Annotated in this window: 9 protein-coding genes; 3 read left to right on the top strand and 6 right to left on the bottom strand. The window is 41.2% G+C overall.

Annotated elements, in window-relative coordinates; genetic code table 11:
* Window positions 1–97: 97 nt before the first annotated feature.
* Together bcsG and tyrR are read left to right on the top strand one after the other, a co-directional pair.
* Window positions 98–1,678, top strand: a complete 1,581-nt coding sequence (gene bcsG, locus JIG41_RS15955) for a cellulose biosynthesis protein BcsG (RefSeq protein WP_199525075.1) — start codon at window positions 98–100, stop codon at window positions 1,676–1,678.
* Window positions 1,679–1,782: 104 nt separating this feature from the next.
* Entirely contained in the window at window positions 1,783–3,339 is a 1,557-nt protein-coding gene (gene tyrR / locus JIG41_RS15950; protein ID WP_036966980.1) for a transcriptional regulator TyrR, read from the top strand.
* Window positions 3,340–3,353: 14 nt separating this feature from the next.
* Here tyrR and JIG41_RS15945 read toward each other — a convergent pair whose 3' ends face one another.
* Window positions 3,354–3,842 carry a hypothetical protein gene (locus JIG41_RS15945; RefSeq protein ID WP_036966984.1) on the bottom strand — a complete coding sequence of 163 codons (489 nt, stop codon included), beginning with the start codon at window positions 3,840–3,842 and terminating at the stop codon, window positions 3,354–3,356.
* A 109-nt stretch (window positions 3,843–3,951) separates the two neighbouring features.
* Between JIG41_RS15945 and JIG41_RS15940 the strand changes: the two genes are divergently transcribed.
* Window positions 3,952–4,482, top strand: a complete 531-nt coding sequence (locus JIG41_RS15940) for a thioesterase family protein (RefSeq protein WP_036966987.1) — start codon at window positions 3,952–3,954, stop codon at window positions 4,480–4,482.
* Window positions 4,483–4,878: 396 nt separating this feature from the next.
* Here JIG41_RS15940 and JIG41_RS15935 read toward each other — a convergent pair whose 3' ends face one another.
* From JIG41_RS15935 to JIG41_RS15915, 5 genes are read right to left on the bottom strand one after another with little or no spacing between them, the layout of a single operon-like run.
* A complete protein-coding gene (locus tag JIG41_RS15935) occupies window positions 4,879–8,961 on the bottom strand; it encodes a poly-gamma-glutamate synthase PgsB (protein ID WP_065978572.1) in 4,083 nt (1,360 codons plus the stop codon).
* On the bottom strand, window positions 8,951–13,225 hold the full coding sequence (locus tag JIG41_RS15930) for a hypothetical protein (protein WP_199525074.1): 4,275 nt from the start codon (window positions 13,223–13,225) through the stop codon (window positions 8,951–8,953). The genes JIG41_RS15935 and JIG41_RS15930 overlap by 11 nt, the downstream gene beginning before the upstream one ends.
* Complete coding sequence (locus JIG41_RS15925) at window positions 13,210–13,944, bottom strand: hypothetical protein (protein ID WP_199525073.1); 735 nt, start codon at window positions 13,942–13,944, stop codon at window positions 13,210–13,212. The genes JIG41_RS15930 and JIG41_RS15925 overlap by 16 nt, the downstream gene beginning before the upstream one ends.
* Window positions 13,934–16,198: a hypothetical protein gene (locus JIG41_RS15920; protein ID WP_199525072.1), complete on the bottom strand. Its 2,265-nt coding sequence runs from the start codon at window positions 16,196–16,198 to the stop codon at window positions 13,934–13,936. The genes JIG41_RS15925 and JIG41_RS15920 overlap by 11 nt, the downstream gene beginning before the upstream one ends.
* Window positions 16,185–16,790 carry a hypothetical protein gene (locus tag JIG41_RS15915; protein ID WP_199525071.1) on the bottom strand — a complete coding sequence of 202 codons (606 nt, stop codon included), beginning with the start codon at window positions 16,788–16,790 and terminating at the stop codon, window positions 16,185–16,187. The genes JIG41_RS15920 and JIG41_RS15915 overlap by 14 nt, the downstream gene beginning before the upstream one ends.
* Window positions 16,791–16,972 lie beyond the last annotated feature (182 nt).

Here is a 16,972-nt window from a genome sequence, read left to right as displayed (position 1 = left end):
TCTTGTTTAAAAAAATAGTAAGCATTTACCGTACATTGACTTTTAGGCATGTGTTATTAACGCCCTATACTCCCAAAAAACAGAAAAAGGATTCTCAGTGAGGCTTTCAGGATTAGGTGTTTGGAACTTATACTTTTTAGTAAAGTTTTTTCTTTATAGTCGTGGTGATATTTCATTTGATCTCGTCGCAAATTTAGCGTTTTTTGCTTTTTTAGCCGTGTCATTTCAAATCAAATGGTTAACGTATTTAAAACAGAGTATCAGTGTCGTAGTTGGGGCTGCACTTTTGTATCACGATTCGTGGCTCCCCCCCATTTCACGTTTAACTAAACAAGCTGAAAATGTACAAGACTTCAGCTTTGCTTACTTTGCGGAGATTGCGACGCGAGTGATCAGTGTTGATATATTACTGGGGCTGTTTGTTTTAGTCGTGGTGTATTGGTATTCAGTAAAATGGATACGCTACACCAGTATTTCAGTGATCGGGTTTATTTACGTTTATTGGCTGAGTGCGACGACAGTAACAGATACACTCTCAACCCCTGTGGTTGTGAATAATCAATCAACGAAAAAACAGGTACCTGTCGCAGTGTCGAGTTCGTCACCACAAAAAACGTTTGATCAACAACTCGATGATTTTTATCAGCAACAAACTCAACTAAAAAGCCAATTTCCGACTAACTTCAATGGACAACCCTTTGACGTGGTTGTGCTTAATATTTGCTCTTTGGCCACTGCGGACCTGGACGCCATTGGTGTGAGACCGCGTGATTTATTTGATAACTTTGATATTTTGTTTAGTAATTTTAATTCAGCAACCTCATACAGTGGTCCTGCAGCAATAAGGTTACTGCGTGCGAGTTGTGGGCAAACTCCTCAAGACCAACTGTTTAAACCTGTGGCTAAAGAGTGTCAATTATTTAGTAACTTATCGCAGCTAGGTTACAACACGAGCGTGGCATTAAATCATGATGGTCATTTTGATGACTTTATTGGCTTGATCAAACAATACGGTGGCGTGTCAGTGCCTAATTTGGATTTTAGTCAATTTCAAGCTGCGCAATATGGTTTCGATGGAAAGCCTATTTATTCAGATGCCGCTATCTTAAGTAATTGGTTGGAGAGCCATAAAAATACCAGGCAGCCACGTGCGCTTTATTACAACACGATTAGCTTGCATGATGGTAATCAGCTAGCGGGCCGCTCTCGCATGAATAGCCTAAAGAGTTATCCAATTCGCCAGCAGCATTTATTTAGTGATATTGATGACTTTATTAGTCAGCTTGAAAGAGAAGGGCGCAATGTACTGTTAATGGTTGTGCCTGAACATGGCGCAGCATTAGAGGGTGATAAACTACAATTTGCAGGTCTTCGTGAAATCCCAAGCCCGTCAATTGTGTCTGTACCCACTGCCGTGAAGTTTATTGGTCCTGATGTTAAACACAGCGGTTTGAATGATGTACAACAGACGATGAGCTATTTTTCGTTGTCTGAACTTATCAATAACACCATGAAACTGGATGTATTTGCGGGTACGGTGCCTGTTAAGCGTGTGCTTGATAATTTACCAAGTGCTCCGGTAGTCGCTGAAAACCAAGATACCGTTATGATGTACATTAAAGGACAGCCTTATATCCAATTAGATGGCCAAGAGTGGACCAAGTACCCAAGTAATTGAGTTTTTTGCACACGTTTGTCCAAAAATCTTTACAATAGACTACCCAGAAATGGGGAGTTAGCGTATTATTCTCATACTATAGGTTCCCGTTCTTTGAGGATGTAATGCGTTTAGATATTCACTGTGCCGACCGAATTGGTATCGCACAAGAAATTCTCAATATTTTGGTAAGTTACCAGGTCGATTTAAAAGGTATCGAAGTTGATTCGGTTAATTGCCGAATGTATGTGAGTTTTCCACCGATAGAGTTTGAGCAGTTTCAAAAAATTATGCCATCAATTCGTTTAATTGATGGCGTAAAAGATGTGCGAACAACTGCATTCTTACCTTCTGAGCGAGAACATAATGAGCTAAATACACTGCTGAGAGCCTTGCCCGACGGCGTTATTTCTATAGACGCAAAAGGATGGGTGCGTTTATGTAATGATGCAGCATGCCGTGATTTACAGTTATCAGAAAAAGAAGTCATTGGCGCTAATATAAATAATTTATTGAAAGGCTTTAACTTCACCCGCTGGCTTGAGGGTAAAGAAGTATTAGGACAAACCACGCGTGTTGAAGTGGCAGGTGAAGACTTTATTGCCGATATTCTGCCTATTTCAGTTCCCCAAGGCGTTGAAGGGGATGTGCTTGCAGGTGCTGTTATTAATATTAAATCGCAAAGCCGTCTTGGTCAGCAGGTCAGTGCTTTTCGTCGTTATGGGCAAGAAAGTTTTGCCACTATTCATAACTTTAGTACTGCTATGCGTCGTGTTGTCAGAGAAGCACGGAAAATGGCGCAACTCGAAGCACCTATTTTAATAACCGGTGAAACAGGTACGGGTAAAGAGCTTTTAGCGCGTGCTTGCCACTATGCGTCTAATCGTTCTGTAAAACCTTTTATTGCTTTATCGTGCGCCTCGTTACCAGATGATGTTGCTGAATCTGAACTGTTTGGCTATGCAGGTTACGAGGAAAATGCAGCCCCAAAACGAGGCGTGTTGGAGCAGGCTGATGGCGGCACCGTATTCTTAGATGAAGTGGGTGAAATGTCGACTCAGTTGCAGACTAAGTTATTACGCTTTTTGCAGGATGGAACTTTTAGAAAAGTAGGCGATGAAAACGAAGTTAAAGTGAATGTTCGTATTATTGCGGCGACTCAAAAAGATTTGCCAGCCATGGTTCAAGAAGGCACCTTCAGAGAAGATCTTTACTATCGTATCAACGTTTTGACTCTTGAAATAGCGCCACTTCGCGATAGAAAAGCGGATGTGGGTCCACTCGCTGAGCATTTTATTCAAAAATACGCTCAGCAAAACGGTCATTCGGTGCCTGTTTTATCGGAAGAATGTTTACGGTTTTTACAGGATTATCCGTGGCCGGGTAATGTGCGACAATTAGAAAACGCGATTTATCGCGCTGTTTCATTGTTAGATGATAATGAGCTTAGAATTGAGCATTTACAATTACCAACATTTACACATGATTTAGGCTATTTGGAGTCAGACTTTGAGGGCACACTTGACCAAGCCGTAAAACGCTTTGAAGCCACGTTACTTCGTAAGTTGTATCCGGCGTATCCAAGTTCTCGTCAGCTAGCGAAGCGTTTAGGGTTAAGCCATACCGCGGTGGCTAATAAGCTTAGAGATTACGGCATTAATCGTAAAACGGTGAAAGTGTAATTACCCTATGGGCACTATTGTTTAGTGCCCATGTCTTTTGTGACGCCATCAATGGCGATGTTTTTTATACCCTCGTTATCAAATTTAATAACAATACTGATATTGTTGCGCGCAAAAAAGTAGTCTCGGTTATCTAGGCTTATCACATAATCGCCCTTGACTGCTTCAGAAAACTGACGTTTTTCTAATGCCAGAGTGTGCTCGCCAATTTGCCAACGAAACCCTTCGAAGAACCCATTATTAAATTCCTGTACCCATATTTGTTGCTCATCTTTACTTAATGTAATGGCGACAGAGTAAGACTCAGGCAACGACATATCATAGGTTTTATTACCAATGGTGAATTTCTCTGTGTCTTGTTGCCAGCCAAAACCAAACTTAAAGGGTTTCTCAACCCCGGTAGGGTAACTTAAAGTCCCTTCGCCCGGGTAATTAAAATCAGCAAAGGCAGATTGAGTATATAAGCTTGCAGTCAACAAGGCCGCTAAATTAATAAATTTCATTAGATTATTCTTTTTTTATACTAATATATGCACAGATTAGAGCAGAATATTCGCCATAGCAATATGCTGTGATACACTTTGCTCATTAACAACTGGTTAGACCTTTATCGTGAACCTCTATTTCCGACTCATTTTATTGTTTTTTAAAATTAAACGTAATCGTGATTACCAAGACTTACTTGATACGATTGATATTGAATTTAAAGCATTACCCACTGATTGTGATATAAATTTTCATCTGACTAACTCTCGGTATTTAGGCATCATGGATTTAGCGCGTACTTGGATGACTGAGCGGGTTGGATTGTTGCAGCATATTATGAAGCGTCGTTGGTTTCCAATCGTTAACGCAACGGCAATCACCTACATTCGAGACATTAAACCGATGCAAAAATACACAGTAAGCACGCGTTTAGTCGGATGGGATCATAAGTATTTTTATATTGAGCAAAAGTTTCATTCAGAGCGTGGCTTACATGCCATTGCTTATGTACGCGGTGTATTCAAGCGTAAGAAAGGAGTGGTTAGTGTTGAAGAAATGCTTGAAGTTGCTGGGTTTAAAGGTGTTGCGCCTATTTTACCGGCAGAGATAATGCATTGGAAAGAAATGCTTGAGCAAAAAAAGATCACTAATCAATGATGTTAATACGCTGCCAAAACACTCACTATTAGCACGTATAAGTATAATGCTCAAAGTAAAAAAAATGCCAGCGATTTGCTGGCATTTTTGAGGCTTTGAACACAATTTATTTCGCTGTACACACCGTGTGGCTAACAAACGTTAAGTCGTTTTATAACGAATACTGTCTCTGCAATGATCTATTCTGAACAGGTATCATCTTACTGCTTTAGAGTAAGTGTATTCAAACGAGGAACGGTCCTGTTTATATGCGAAATACCCTAATAATTAGGTAACTTATTGACGATAAAACAGTTGTTTTATCTTTGGGAAAATTCTGATTTTTCAATTACTTTGGAGGTTTAAAATGCTAAACCTCCTTTAGTATGATTTTTATTTTACTTTGTCATTATTTAGTTAATCTTGTTCTGACTTGTTCGCAAACCACCCCGCTTTTTGATTTCGATTTAACTTACCCAATACTTTTATGGCTTTTTCTAATGTGATGCGTTGATCAGCAATGTCTTGGTAAATTTGATTTGCGCGCTTTTTACGTTTAACAGCAGCCCCAGCATCTAAAAAAGATTCAACGACTTGGTTAAAGTAACGTGTAAAAGCATGTTGATGTTGTTGTGTGTGTTGTTGCTTGTTATCTGTTTTATCTAGTTTGTTGAATAGACTTGTGATCTCAGCTTGGCAAAACTCATTTTGCGCCAATGCACTTTTCTTTAAAAGCGCTAGTTTTTCTTGAAGATAATCAATATCTAAACGATTGAAAGACACAATCATATTTAAATTAGACAGTGTACTTCTAAACTCTTTGGCCGTGCATTGCTCATCAAAAAGGTGTTCTACCGAGTGTGAAATCTTTTGCCACTGTTGCCATGCATAAACATAATTGAGGCCGACACCTTTAATATTTTGCATCCCAACAATGACTTGATGAGTATTTGCTAATGCTAAGTCAGAGATTGTGTCGGTGAGTGCATCCGCAGATAAACTACTATCATCAAGCAAGGTCACTTTTGATTTTGCAATACTGAGTAGTTGCTGCTTGATTTCTTCACTGTGCTTAGATATGTCTTGTTTTAAAGAGTCTAAGGTTGTTCGGGCTTGATAATGTTTTAGGTTTAATAGGATTGTCGAAATTTCCTTTTTACTCGCATCCGTGAGTACTTCGCTGATATCGGTTTTATTTACAGAAGTGCGGTGCGCTAACAAGAGTAATTTCTCAGCAATATCTTCATCATAGGCGATAACTAAACGTGCCTTTAGTTGACAAGATGACATTAAATTAAGCTGAGTGAGTAAAATCTCAAGGGCCTTGGTGTCATTATTGCTGATAATTTTATCGATGCGCTCTGTGAGTGCTTGCAGGTAATAACTATAAAAGCCATCGACGTTAGTACCAATGACAACGATGCGGTCAAATCGCAAATCATGGCTTAAAATGCCGGCAAACACCTTGGAGCGTGCCACACGATCATTACGGTTATTGATTAAGGCGATCACTTGCGTATCTGCTTTATTATTTAAATCATAAAGGCTCAATCGCTGCCAATTTTCTAGTGTTGCTAGGCGCTCATTGGCTGACATGCTATTAACAAACGACTGAGATATTGCGCCTATGCGTGCCTGTGGATAGTGTTGCAATACGCCGATATCAGGAATAATGCGTGCAGAGGTTTCTTTAAACACATAGTCTTTACTAAGGCCGATGTGTTGCGCCATTTTACACACAAGGGCAATATTAGCGGGGTGTTCTTGATATGGGTATAAAGCACGAATATCGTCAGTAACTTGCATACCATCTGCCCAATGCACTTGAATTAAACTGGCATTTTTTCGTTTGGCATTGAGTTCTAAAATCGGCGCCATATTTTGTTCACTGGTAAAAACAAGGCTATTCTCACCAATGAAATGACTTGTTTCGTTTGCAACATCAATGCCTGTGGGGCCTAATATATCTTCATGATCTGGGTATGCATTGGTTATTGTTGAAAAGTTATCTTGCATCCAGTTTCTCAGAATACGGACATAACGAGGTGTTAACCCCATGCATTCCCACAAAAACACATCGGCCTTAACATTTTTTGCAAAATGAAGCACATCACCTTGCTCCCAAATACTGGCTTTATCGAATGGTCTGAACAAGGGGATTTCGAATTGCTCACCACTGGCTCTTGCATAAATTAATGTGGCTTCACAGCCTGTTGTTTTACTGATTAGCTTTAAACTCAAGCTACTAAACAGTGCTGCTTTTAATCGCTCTGTACCTGATTTTCCGCGAGTACCCCAACCACCAATAGATACAGGAATTTGCGCTCTGTCGGCGCGAATTTGGCGGCTCACTTTTATGTGGCGTGTCCAAAAGTAACCTATGAAAGCCAGCACGAAAAATACCAGCTGACCAATACTGTTTTGATAAATTGAATAGGCATATTCTTTAAAGCTCACCCAAATATTAAACATAAAAGGGGTAACGGCGAGTTTTTTATACAGAGTCGCAATACTTGATTCTACCGGGAAGTCGCTATCGAGTACCGCACCATATTGTTGGAAATCAAATGTAAATCCTTTCGCTCTTAAAGCATTTAAAAAATTATTTTGCTCTATGTCTGAGCCGTTTCGTAAATTATTAAGTTCTTCAAAGTTAAATGAAATCCAGCAGTATGCTTGAAGGCGTTTAAATACTGTTTTGGGTGGTGTTACGACTAATATGCCGTCAGGGGTATAGGTTTTCGCTGGGGATTTTAAGTTATCTTGCGATAAAGTACTTAAAAGAAAGTCGAGCAATGGCAAATGAGGACGCGAACTAAATTGTAGGTCATCAAATCGCGGTTCGCCGGGGACATCTGTTTGGCTAATTTCTGCGACAGTGCAGCTAGGAACATGCATGTATGCACTGGGTTTTCTTGCTTGTAAATGGTTATAGCTTTGGCGCTTACCTGTACTGGGGTTTTTAAATTCATGCCAAAAGCGCCAAAAGCGGAAGCCGCGTTGATAACCTTGATTTATGTGCCAACCTTGTTTCTTTTGACTCACATTGTAGGCTTCATATTTTTGCGCCTGTTGACTTAAAAGCCGGCCTAGTAGTGCCTCGTCAATGTTTTGGTTATTGATTGACGAATGGGTGTTTAAGTTTGCCTCGAGTTGAGCAACGTGTTGTTGGTGCATAAAACTGACAAGTTGTTCACGGACACGGCTAATAATCCGCTTTATGGCAAGGTTTTGTTGTGCTTCAAGGTGTTTATTTAAGGTGTCGATGAAGCGCTTGAAAATCGTATTGGCTTGTTGCTCCTCACACTCAACCTGTAAATTAAACATAATACGTGGTGCAAGTTCGAGCAATAAACGTTGCTCTGCAAAATGTTGAGCTTGCATCAGTTGCTGTTGCCAAATAATCAAGCTGTGTTGCCCATCGCTAAATCGGGTTGCGGTTAATTGTTTAATTAATGTGAGCCTGATTGCGAGGTGGGTTTCTTTTTCTAAACGCTCGGTTATTAGTGCAAGTGCGAATGAGCACGGCAAAATAAAACATTGTTCTATCACACTTTGACGCACGCGCGGGTAGGGGTGAGCTGCCAGCAACTGTAACAGGTTTTGATTTGCCTCATTGAGCGTTTGTTGTTTACTGATGATGGCTGAAAAAGCGCTTAATAAAAATAATTGCTGGCGGTCAGCTTTACCCGTCTTTGGGACCTCTAAGTCAATGTGCGAACGCATGAAATAACGGGTAAAGGTGGGGCGAAGGTTGATCAATATTTCTAATATATCCACTTTGGCTGCATGTGGTGTGGTTGATTTCTCAAGTGAGAGTAACAGCATTTCAACCAGATCCGCGCTAAATTCCGGATCGTCCACATGCTCGCTTAATAAAGTAACTTGGTTTGCCAAGGCTCTAAAAAGAGAGTTTTTTATTGCATCATTATCAGTGTGTTCGAGTAAATCTAAAAAAAAGCTTTCTAAATTTACGGTTTGCCATGACTGCTCTATTTCATGTAAATGAAGGCATAAATAACGGTGCGTTAAGTCGCCCAGTTTACCAATTAAAAACTTTAATGATTGCTCAAGTTCAGACACTTTATCTTGATAACGGTTGATCATGGCCCCTTCATCAAACCAACGTGTGAAGGCTTCTTGATCTTGTTGTAACTGTTGTTTATCAGCCCCTAACGTGGCCGCATAATCCAGTATATGGAACTGTCTTTCTGCTTTGAGTTCGGCATGACTTAGCTTTTCTATAAAACGGCTGTGATCTGCATCTAACTTTGTAAGTTGATGTTGTAGGGTATCTATTTTATGAGTTAAAAAGGCAATTGCTTGCAGTAATAGCCAGTCATCTTCGTCGTGTCCGTCTGGTTGGTTCTTGATCAATTCCCATTGACTTAGCTCGTTGACTAATTGACGGTATTTTTGCCTGTAGAGATCTAACCAAAAGCTTGCGATATCTGCAAAAAGTAAGGTTTCTAAGCGTTTTTTAAGTTCTTTACTGCTCATAATCTCTTCGCTCTAGCAAATGGTTAAGTTGAAGTGTCGGAAAAATAATTTCATCATGGGCATAGGGAGCAAAGCCAGTATGCTGATTATTGCCCGATGAAAATTCCAGACTGATATTATGGTTATTCCATCCCCAGTCTTGCTGCCAACTGATTTTTAGCCAACCCTGTGAGAAGGAGCCTATATCAATTTGCTTTTGCCAAGCTACCCGACTGATGTACTGCCACGTGGCTGTTGCACGATGATCATCGGCAAAACGGTAGTAGCTATCAAGACCAACTTGCAAAATGTGACCATGGTAATATTGGTTCCAACTGCTGTTAAACCGCAAATAATCAAGACTTAGCCAATCATCATTTGAGCCAGATGCAACACCAAAGTTGAGGTAGTTATCTACCCAAGGTTGGTAGCGATATTGGTAAGAACCTTGCCAGCCAGAAGCATGATTTTCACGATAAAAATTAAAAATATTAGGGTTTAGTTTCTCGTCATTGAGGTAGTCGTTTAAGTCTGCGCTACTGATGTGAATAAAGGGGGCAACAGACCATTGATGCCGATGCACTGTATCTTGGCGCCATACTTGTCCAATACTAATAGCGCCATTTAACGCGTATTGGCTATCAGAGTTATCACGACTAAGCTGCCATCGACTTGTGATCTGTGAATCGATAAACCAATGGCTCGTGTCATCAAGCCAAGAGTGGTAACCATTTAAGGCAATGAAGTCATGCTGCTTTTCGTCAAACGCATAATAGCCTTCAAATTGATACCAATGTTGTTGATCATTAAAGCGAAGCCTCACACCTATGTCGGTTTCTTGTTGTGCAGGAATGTCTTCTGCACTTTGAAATATATGTTGTCGATCAAAGCGAATAAAGCCTTGTAGGTTGGTCTCATCGCTATGCAAAGTGGCTTGCTTATTCACTATTTTAGGTATTGATGGGGCCTGATAAGTGACTAATTCTGGCAGTGGCGTATTGATGTCAGAAAAACTCGTAATCTTGTTGTTTCTTTCACTTAAATGCCAACGATAGAGGCGTACATACTTTAATTGATCCGTGCGCACTTCAATTTTACCTGCTGGATGGAAAAAACGACGCTCGCTGCGTTTGTTTTCATTCATCTCTTCTAGTTTTACTAATGTATCGGCAGGTAAGTTAGCAATAAGTGGCGTATCAGCTGATACAGTATAAAACGCTAAATTTGTTGGTAGCGGCAACGCTCTCCATTGCCCCGCAATATATTGCTCTGCTTCAATAGCAAGCTGTTGCGACAGGTATGGGTTGAGCCAACGTACGGCAATTGTATTGTTGTTTAACTCTCGCTTATTAAAAGTGAATGGAATGCTTTGCTGCTCAGAAACAGACCACACCTTTTGTTGATTTGCTAACTGAAAAGAGATATTTGCTCTATTTGCACGCGCTAATTCTGCGCTAGAAAAGTTAAATTTAAAGCGAATTTGTGTGCCTTCAGTCTTCGTTAAATCAACGTATAAAGTATGAAAAGGGCGTAATAAAATCCCTTGCTCAGGTGCGGATTGAGTCGTGTGTTGAGCAAACCTGTCGGCAAAACTACGTTGTTCAGTCTCTTGCATATTAAACAGGCGTGTACCAGCGTAATCGAGCATGTTTTCAATGGGCTGCCACTGACCAAAGCGTTCAATTCTATTTTGTAAGAAAACCGAATGGGCAGAGGGGGGAAATGTGTCGATTCGTTGCAGCAGTTGTGTGTACTGATTATTGCTGAGGCGTTTTTCAGATAGTAGATACAACCCATTGATAAGGAGTTTGTTTGGCGTTGTATCGTACGCATGAATAAGCGAGCTAATATCATCGCTGGTTGCTTGAGTGGTGGCATCAGAATAATAATCAAAAAGTGCAAATAACGGCTTTGGAATAACACTTATATCAAGGTAAGCAGCTTGATTGGTGGTCACAGTGAGCGTTTCACCGGCTTGCAAGCTAATAACCAAATTAGCGGCAATAGAGACTGCTTGCTGATTACTGACGAATTGGGATGTGGCCGCTATATCACTAAAAATGGGCATTAACTTATGCTGATACTGACTATCAGCTTTCAACCACGCGGTATGATATTCACCACTTTGATCGGCTTTAGTCCGCGCCTTTATGCTTAAATGCATTGCGCGGTTAGCGGTAAATACCCAAGGTATATCGTTATTAACGAGGGTGCTTTGTTGCTTTCCTTCTGGGTTAATAAACGCGTATTGCGAGCCAATAGAGCGTTGATAAAGTGCCTCTTCAGGTTTTTCAAGTTCCGTTAAACTCTGATAATTGAGCGCACTAAAACTGTGTTCAACCTGTGTTTGCGCCTGGGTTTGATGTGCAAGCCATACTGCTAAACGGTTCTTTTGCTGTTTTACTGCGAGGTTTATAAGTTGAGCTTCACATTGCTCTATTGTCCTCACGTTCCCCGCACATAATGCAAAAAGTTTATGTTCGATTTGTTCTGCTTGATAGGCACGAACAAGGGCTTGTGCGGCATAGTGTTTTAACTGAGCGTGCTGCGCGCTTTTATACAAGCCTTCAAGGTAACTGTTGGCAAGGTGAAACTGATGTTGTTCACGCAGTATGGCTACTCTTAGCTGCCATGCTTGAATTGCAATATCAGGGTCTGGGCTTGTGCTCAACGGTTTTAACAAAGCCAGTGCTTCTAGAGGCGCTGATGTAGCAATATGTTGTGCTTTTGTGAGTGACGCTTGCCAGTCTATATCGGGGTTATTTTGCAAAGCCGGTGTATAGGGTTCGATTGAAGCCACATAGTCGTCATGTTGTTTGTTTAAATAGCGACTCAATAAATTAGCGATAATAGGGCTTGTTTCAGTGAGGTCTCCCTGTTGCTGATACAGTAATTCGTCACTCGGTAAAGAGGCGAGTGTTCTCGCATACAGGGCAAAATCGATAGGCTTCGAGGTGTTGGTTAGCCTTTTAATCGTTACCGATGAGGTTGAAATAGGCACCGAAATCATAAGTGTTTGATAATGTTCGGTCGCTTTTAGGTTTATAAGCCAATTACGCTCACCCGCGGTTAACTGAAATTGGGTGTCTTGTTGTGTTTTTGCAATAAGGGTTAACCACGGCGTTGCACGTTGTTGAATGCTTAAATCGAACTCAATGGGTTGGTGTCCAAGGTAGGTTAATTCGCGCACTTGCTGATTAATACGTGGGTAAAACCGCTCATCAACGAGGCGTTGCTCCACTAATTCGCTAATGGTTTTGCTATGCATTTGTAGTGATGAATGCTCAGTGCTGCCAGTGAGTTTTGATTGCACTGTCATCATCGATAATAAGTTGTAATGACGTTTTATAGAAAGCGGGTTGTTTTGTGTGTACACATCATCGCTAAACACACTAAAAGAGTGTGTGTTATAAACCGATTCAATCGCTTCATTTGCGGTGGTTAGCCAATAGGGGAGTAACAGTTTTTCTTGTTCTTTTTCGGCTGCGCGGTCATCATAAATAGCGCGGTGGCTTTGCTCTATTTTAATATACGCATTGGTGTGACTTTTAAGAGTTAAATACTGCCTAGCCGCAATGGCAAGGTAGTCACTGTTTACAAGTCCAACATCGTATTCGCTAAACTCAAATGCTTGGCTATTTATGGTATTTACTCTAGCAACCAGTTCGTTATCAATAGATGCGTACACCACACCATTAGGATCGGGCTGCTGCATATTTTGACGTACAGAGATCGTTAGTTTTTTTGCAGCAGGAAAAAACAGTTTCACTTCTTCATTTTTTTTGAGCGCATAATACCGCTCATTTCCTTGGGCAGAGCTTAGTTGTATGGAAGGAGCGGCTATTTTTATGGCGCGCCTAAAGCTGTCTCTTGCGCCTTGGTAATGGCCTATCATGGCAGTAAATTCAGCACGCTCGTCGAGATGATTTTGTATGGCAATAATACGGTTATGCCCAGTAGCTGGCAGCTGACAGCGTTTGGTATTACAAAGTAAGTCGCTGTGAACGCGTAAACGTTGTTGTAAATACTGCGTGTTACCTGCACTTAGAATAAACTGATTTAAAAGTGCGGGGGCTATTTCAAGCCAATGACCTTCTGGTAGCCACAAATAACGGTGCTGTTTGGCATCAAAAGTTAGGTGCTGCGTTGTCGCCAAAGGCGATAAGTGTGGTGATGTGTTTAACCAAGTAGGGGGCATCAGCACGGCGTGTTTTGGCTGTGAGGCTTTGGCTGGCTGACATAGCAGCAGCGTTATACTAACGAGAGCAATTACGAAGTAAGGCATTGTTTAAACAGCTTTAATAAGTGGTTATCAGTGATTAATTTTTCGCGAATTTCGCGGCTTAATTCAATATGGATAAATTGACTATTGCTTGGCGCAAGGGTTGTGAGTATATTTTTTGTTCCTCCAAGCTCATAAATATCTCGGCCATAGAGCATCACAGCAACGTTTAGTTTTTCATTTAAGCAGTCGGTGATATTACGTGTAAATAACGATGCATTTTCACGACCTTGACTGACAATAATGTCGGCTTTTCTGCCTTGATTAGTTTTACGTTTTTCTTTGGCGAATCCATGTAATTGGAAAATGGTAAAAGACTCAACGGTATCCGCATAAGCTAAAATAAATGCATTTGCAGCACTTTCTTTATATTTACCAAAGTCAATAAGCACGCCATTTGCGTCGCGACTTGTGCGGTGCTTGGTATTGGTAAGGAGTACCTGGCAGTCATTAAATAGGGAGCGTGCAATATCTAAAGTATGCAGGTCATAGAAGCGGTGTGGGGCATATGCAATACAGGCATATCCGGTTTCTTTAAAATGTATTTCACCGCCAGAATCTAATGATTTCTTTGCGTATAACCCTCCATCCTTTAACGTGAAATGGGAAGGGACGGCCTCGCTATTTTTTAACCACTGCTGAAAGTCGGTATGAAGTTCAGAGATGTTTGATTCAGCTTGGCATGCCGAGACCAATAACCCCATGATAAACTTAATATTCATTGTTCCACCACCTTACTTTTTGCTCCCCCAGCGGGTACTCCTGAAGTATCGATAACCAGACTGTCTCAGATGCGCTAATTGTCAGTGAGTGCAGTTTATTTATGTCACTTGATACCGTATGCGTGACGCTAGGGTAGCTATTTAGTTGGCTATTTATTGGATGAATTAGAAACGCGTTAAGTAATTCTGAGCTATGCAATTGAACACGCTGTTTAGCGATACTGTACTCACTGGTTAATCCTGATTTGTAATTAGCTTTTTCAAGAATGTTAAACTCAATAGGCTGTGCACTGCGCGAACGAAACAGCTTAAATACCACACTCATTGGTTGTTCTTGCGCATCAAAGTTGAGTGTCAAAGGCGTATTTTTATTGAGTTGATAGAGGCGTTGTTTAATCCATGGTCTCTCACCATGCCAGTTTTGATAGGTTGCCGTTGCTTTGTTTTGTAATTGTTTTAACTCAGTCGCTGACACATCTGATGCATTACGTTCTTGAGCACGGGTATTAGACAACCTAAAAATCAGTTTGTTATCACCCGTATCAGAATAACTGGCTGGGGTCTTAGGTGTGTAAAGTCCAAAGTTAAAAATTTGTGCCGGTTGTTTAGGTATAAAGTAACGGTCAGGGCTAAGTGCGAGGGCCACATTTGAAATAGGCAGTAGAGTGTAAAGCTCTCTTGGCTGATAAAAGGTCGTCATTGGCTCAACTTCAGCAGGGGGCGTAAAGGTTCGAATATTGGCAAAACGTGCCTGCTGCGTTAATTCAAAGTGATTATTCGCGCGTAGTTCGTACCACGCTGCAATATCATAAAATTGATCAATCGGCGTTGTGATATTTTGATGAGCAACTACACGCTGATAATGAAATTGTGCGTAACGAGCGCGCAACAGGACATAAGCGTCTTTATTCGCGTTTATTTGTACTCGATACGCATTAGCTGGCGTGCGCAAATAATACGAGGTGAGTAAACCAACACGCTGCCTTTGCGTTGTATCGTCGATAAGGCGATCGTAGTGTGAGACGTCGCCTTTATGCGCTAAAGAGTAGCGTTCGATTTCTGTGTGTGTTTGATCAAATAATACGACTTCTAACTGACTTGTTTCTAAAGCGCGTACGTCTAGCTTTAAGTCACTTTTGGGGTCAATATCAAACTCGACATTGCCTTGCTCATTTATTAAATAACTGCCAGCATAACTTGTTAAAATTGGGGTGTCTGAGAGAGTTTGCCATTGAGTAAGTATCGCTTCATCACTACAAATACTCACTAATCCAGCTGCAATGAGCTGTGTTTGATAGCGGTTTTCAATATCGGTAGGAGCAAAGCTGACAGGCGTCGGCGCCGAGAATTGCAGTTTGTCATACCACATTAAATGTGGCAGTTTTGCGCCTTCTTTGACGGTGAAAATAAGGCTGTCGGGTTCATCTAAGCGAACGCTGGCGCATAAACCCTCTTCGGCAAAGTAAGCACCTAAACCGTGCTGCTCAGCACTAAAGTCATAGGTCAACACGTTATAGGGGAGGCTTTCGTAGAGAATATCAGATTTAAAGTCGATATCTGGAATACCTTGCGGGGCGATTTTCTGCCACCAGTAAGCCATCGCATTACTGATTTCGTTACTGGTTAAGGCATTTTCACCTAACGTTAAATAGTTTGTTGCCCGTTGACGGCGATCTAATGGTCTTTTAAGCCATGTGTTAAGAGGATCAATACTTTGTTCAGGGGTTTTAGCATGCACACGAACGACCACTCCTTGAAGATTAGCCTGTTCGGGGATCATAGTCAGCTCTAAGCTGGTTGCATGTGGGTAATGAGCTATGGGTAAGTAAAAAGATTGTCCCGAGGCAACACTCAAGGATTGTTTGTTTTCAATAATTTGCTTAATTTTTTGGCCGTCTAAGTCGGTGTACAGCTTAGAAGCATGATGATAAACATCGTCTAAAATCACACGCTCTTGTTGGTCATACAGAACATACTTAATAGCGTAGTTAACCGGTTGATCAAAAGAAATCGAGTTATCAAATACGGCATTAGAAAGAATGCGCAACGAGTGGGTCCGCTGATTCGAAAAATTGAATCGCAGTGGCTTATCGCTACTCAACCATTGCACATTAGAGCGTGTTTCTTCGCCTGTGCTGGCACCAATAGGCTCAGCTGAATCGAGCCAAACAAAAAAGTATCGACCAAAGAACAGTAGGGTGAATACCACACTGACAATAACCAGTAGCGCAAGCAAGCGTTTAATTAAATACACTGTCGCCTCCGCTCATCATAAGATTAAACCCATCTAGGTCAAATAGCTGATTTTTAGTGGGGTAATATATGGCTGTGATTTTGCTGTTGTGTTTGAACATCAAAGCATATTTATTGACATGCTCTAACTCAATTGTGTGCAGTGAACATTTATTCATTTCGTTGCATAATCGTGCCAAAGACGTGAGACGTTGGTTCGCGGCGTAGCTATCAATAATGCTCTTCATATTTTGCTTATCAAGGTCGCTTAACGCTTGCCAGTTCGACGGTGACAAAGTGGCGAGATTGATCACTGTTAGTGTTGGGGTGTTCGAAATAGCCAGTAAACGCTGTAACAAACTGCTTTGGCTAACTGAAAATTGCGTTTTGAAATCAGACGCTAACCACAAGGTTGCCAGCTCGCTATTCGCATTAAATTGTTGATAGCCCGCTTGAGGAGAGCTACCAATTTCAAGCCCTCTGGTTGCTGTTTGTCCTTCAACAACTTGATACTTAATCCCCAAAGCCGTTAACTGATTACTCAGTTGATTCATCAGTGGTGTGGCAAGCTCATTAATCTGTGTCGTCGAGAACGCGATAGCATTCGGGCGCACCCAAGAAGGCGCGCTGTGGCTTCTTATCTGAATATTTAAACTGGGTGATGAGATGGACGCTCCCCTAAACGGCGTCAATGCGCCAAACTGGTTAACTCACACTCAGTTAAAAGGGAACGTCCGTCATGAAAATTAGCACATTATCAATTGATTTGGCAAAAAATGTATTCCAAGTCGCTGGC

This window comes from Pseudoalteromonas sp. bablab_jr011, from assembly GCF_016464045.1.
GTDB classification, from domain to species: Bacteria; Pseudomonadota; Gammaproteobacteria; order Enterobacterales; family Alteromonadaceae; genus Pseudoalteromonas; species Pseudoalteromonas lipolytica.
The sequence above is the reverse complement of the archived record's forward strand: the minus strand, read 5'-3'. Positions and strand labels throughout refer to the sequence as shown.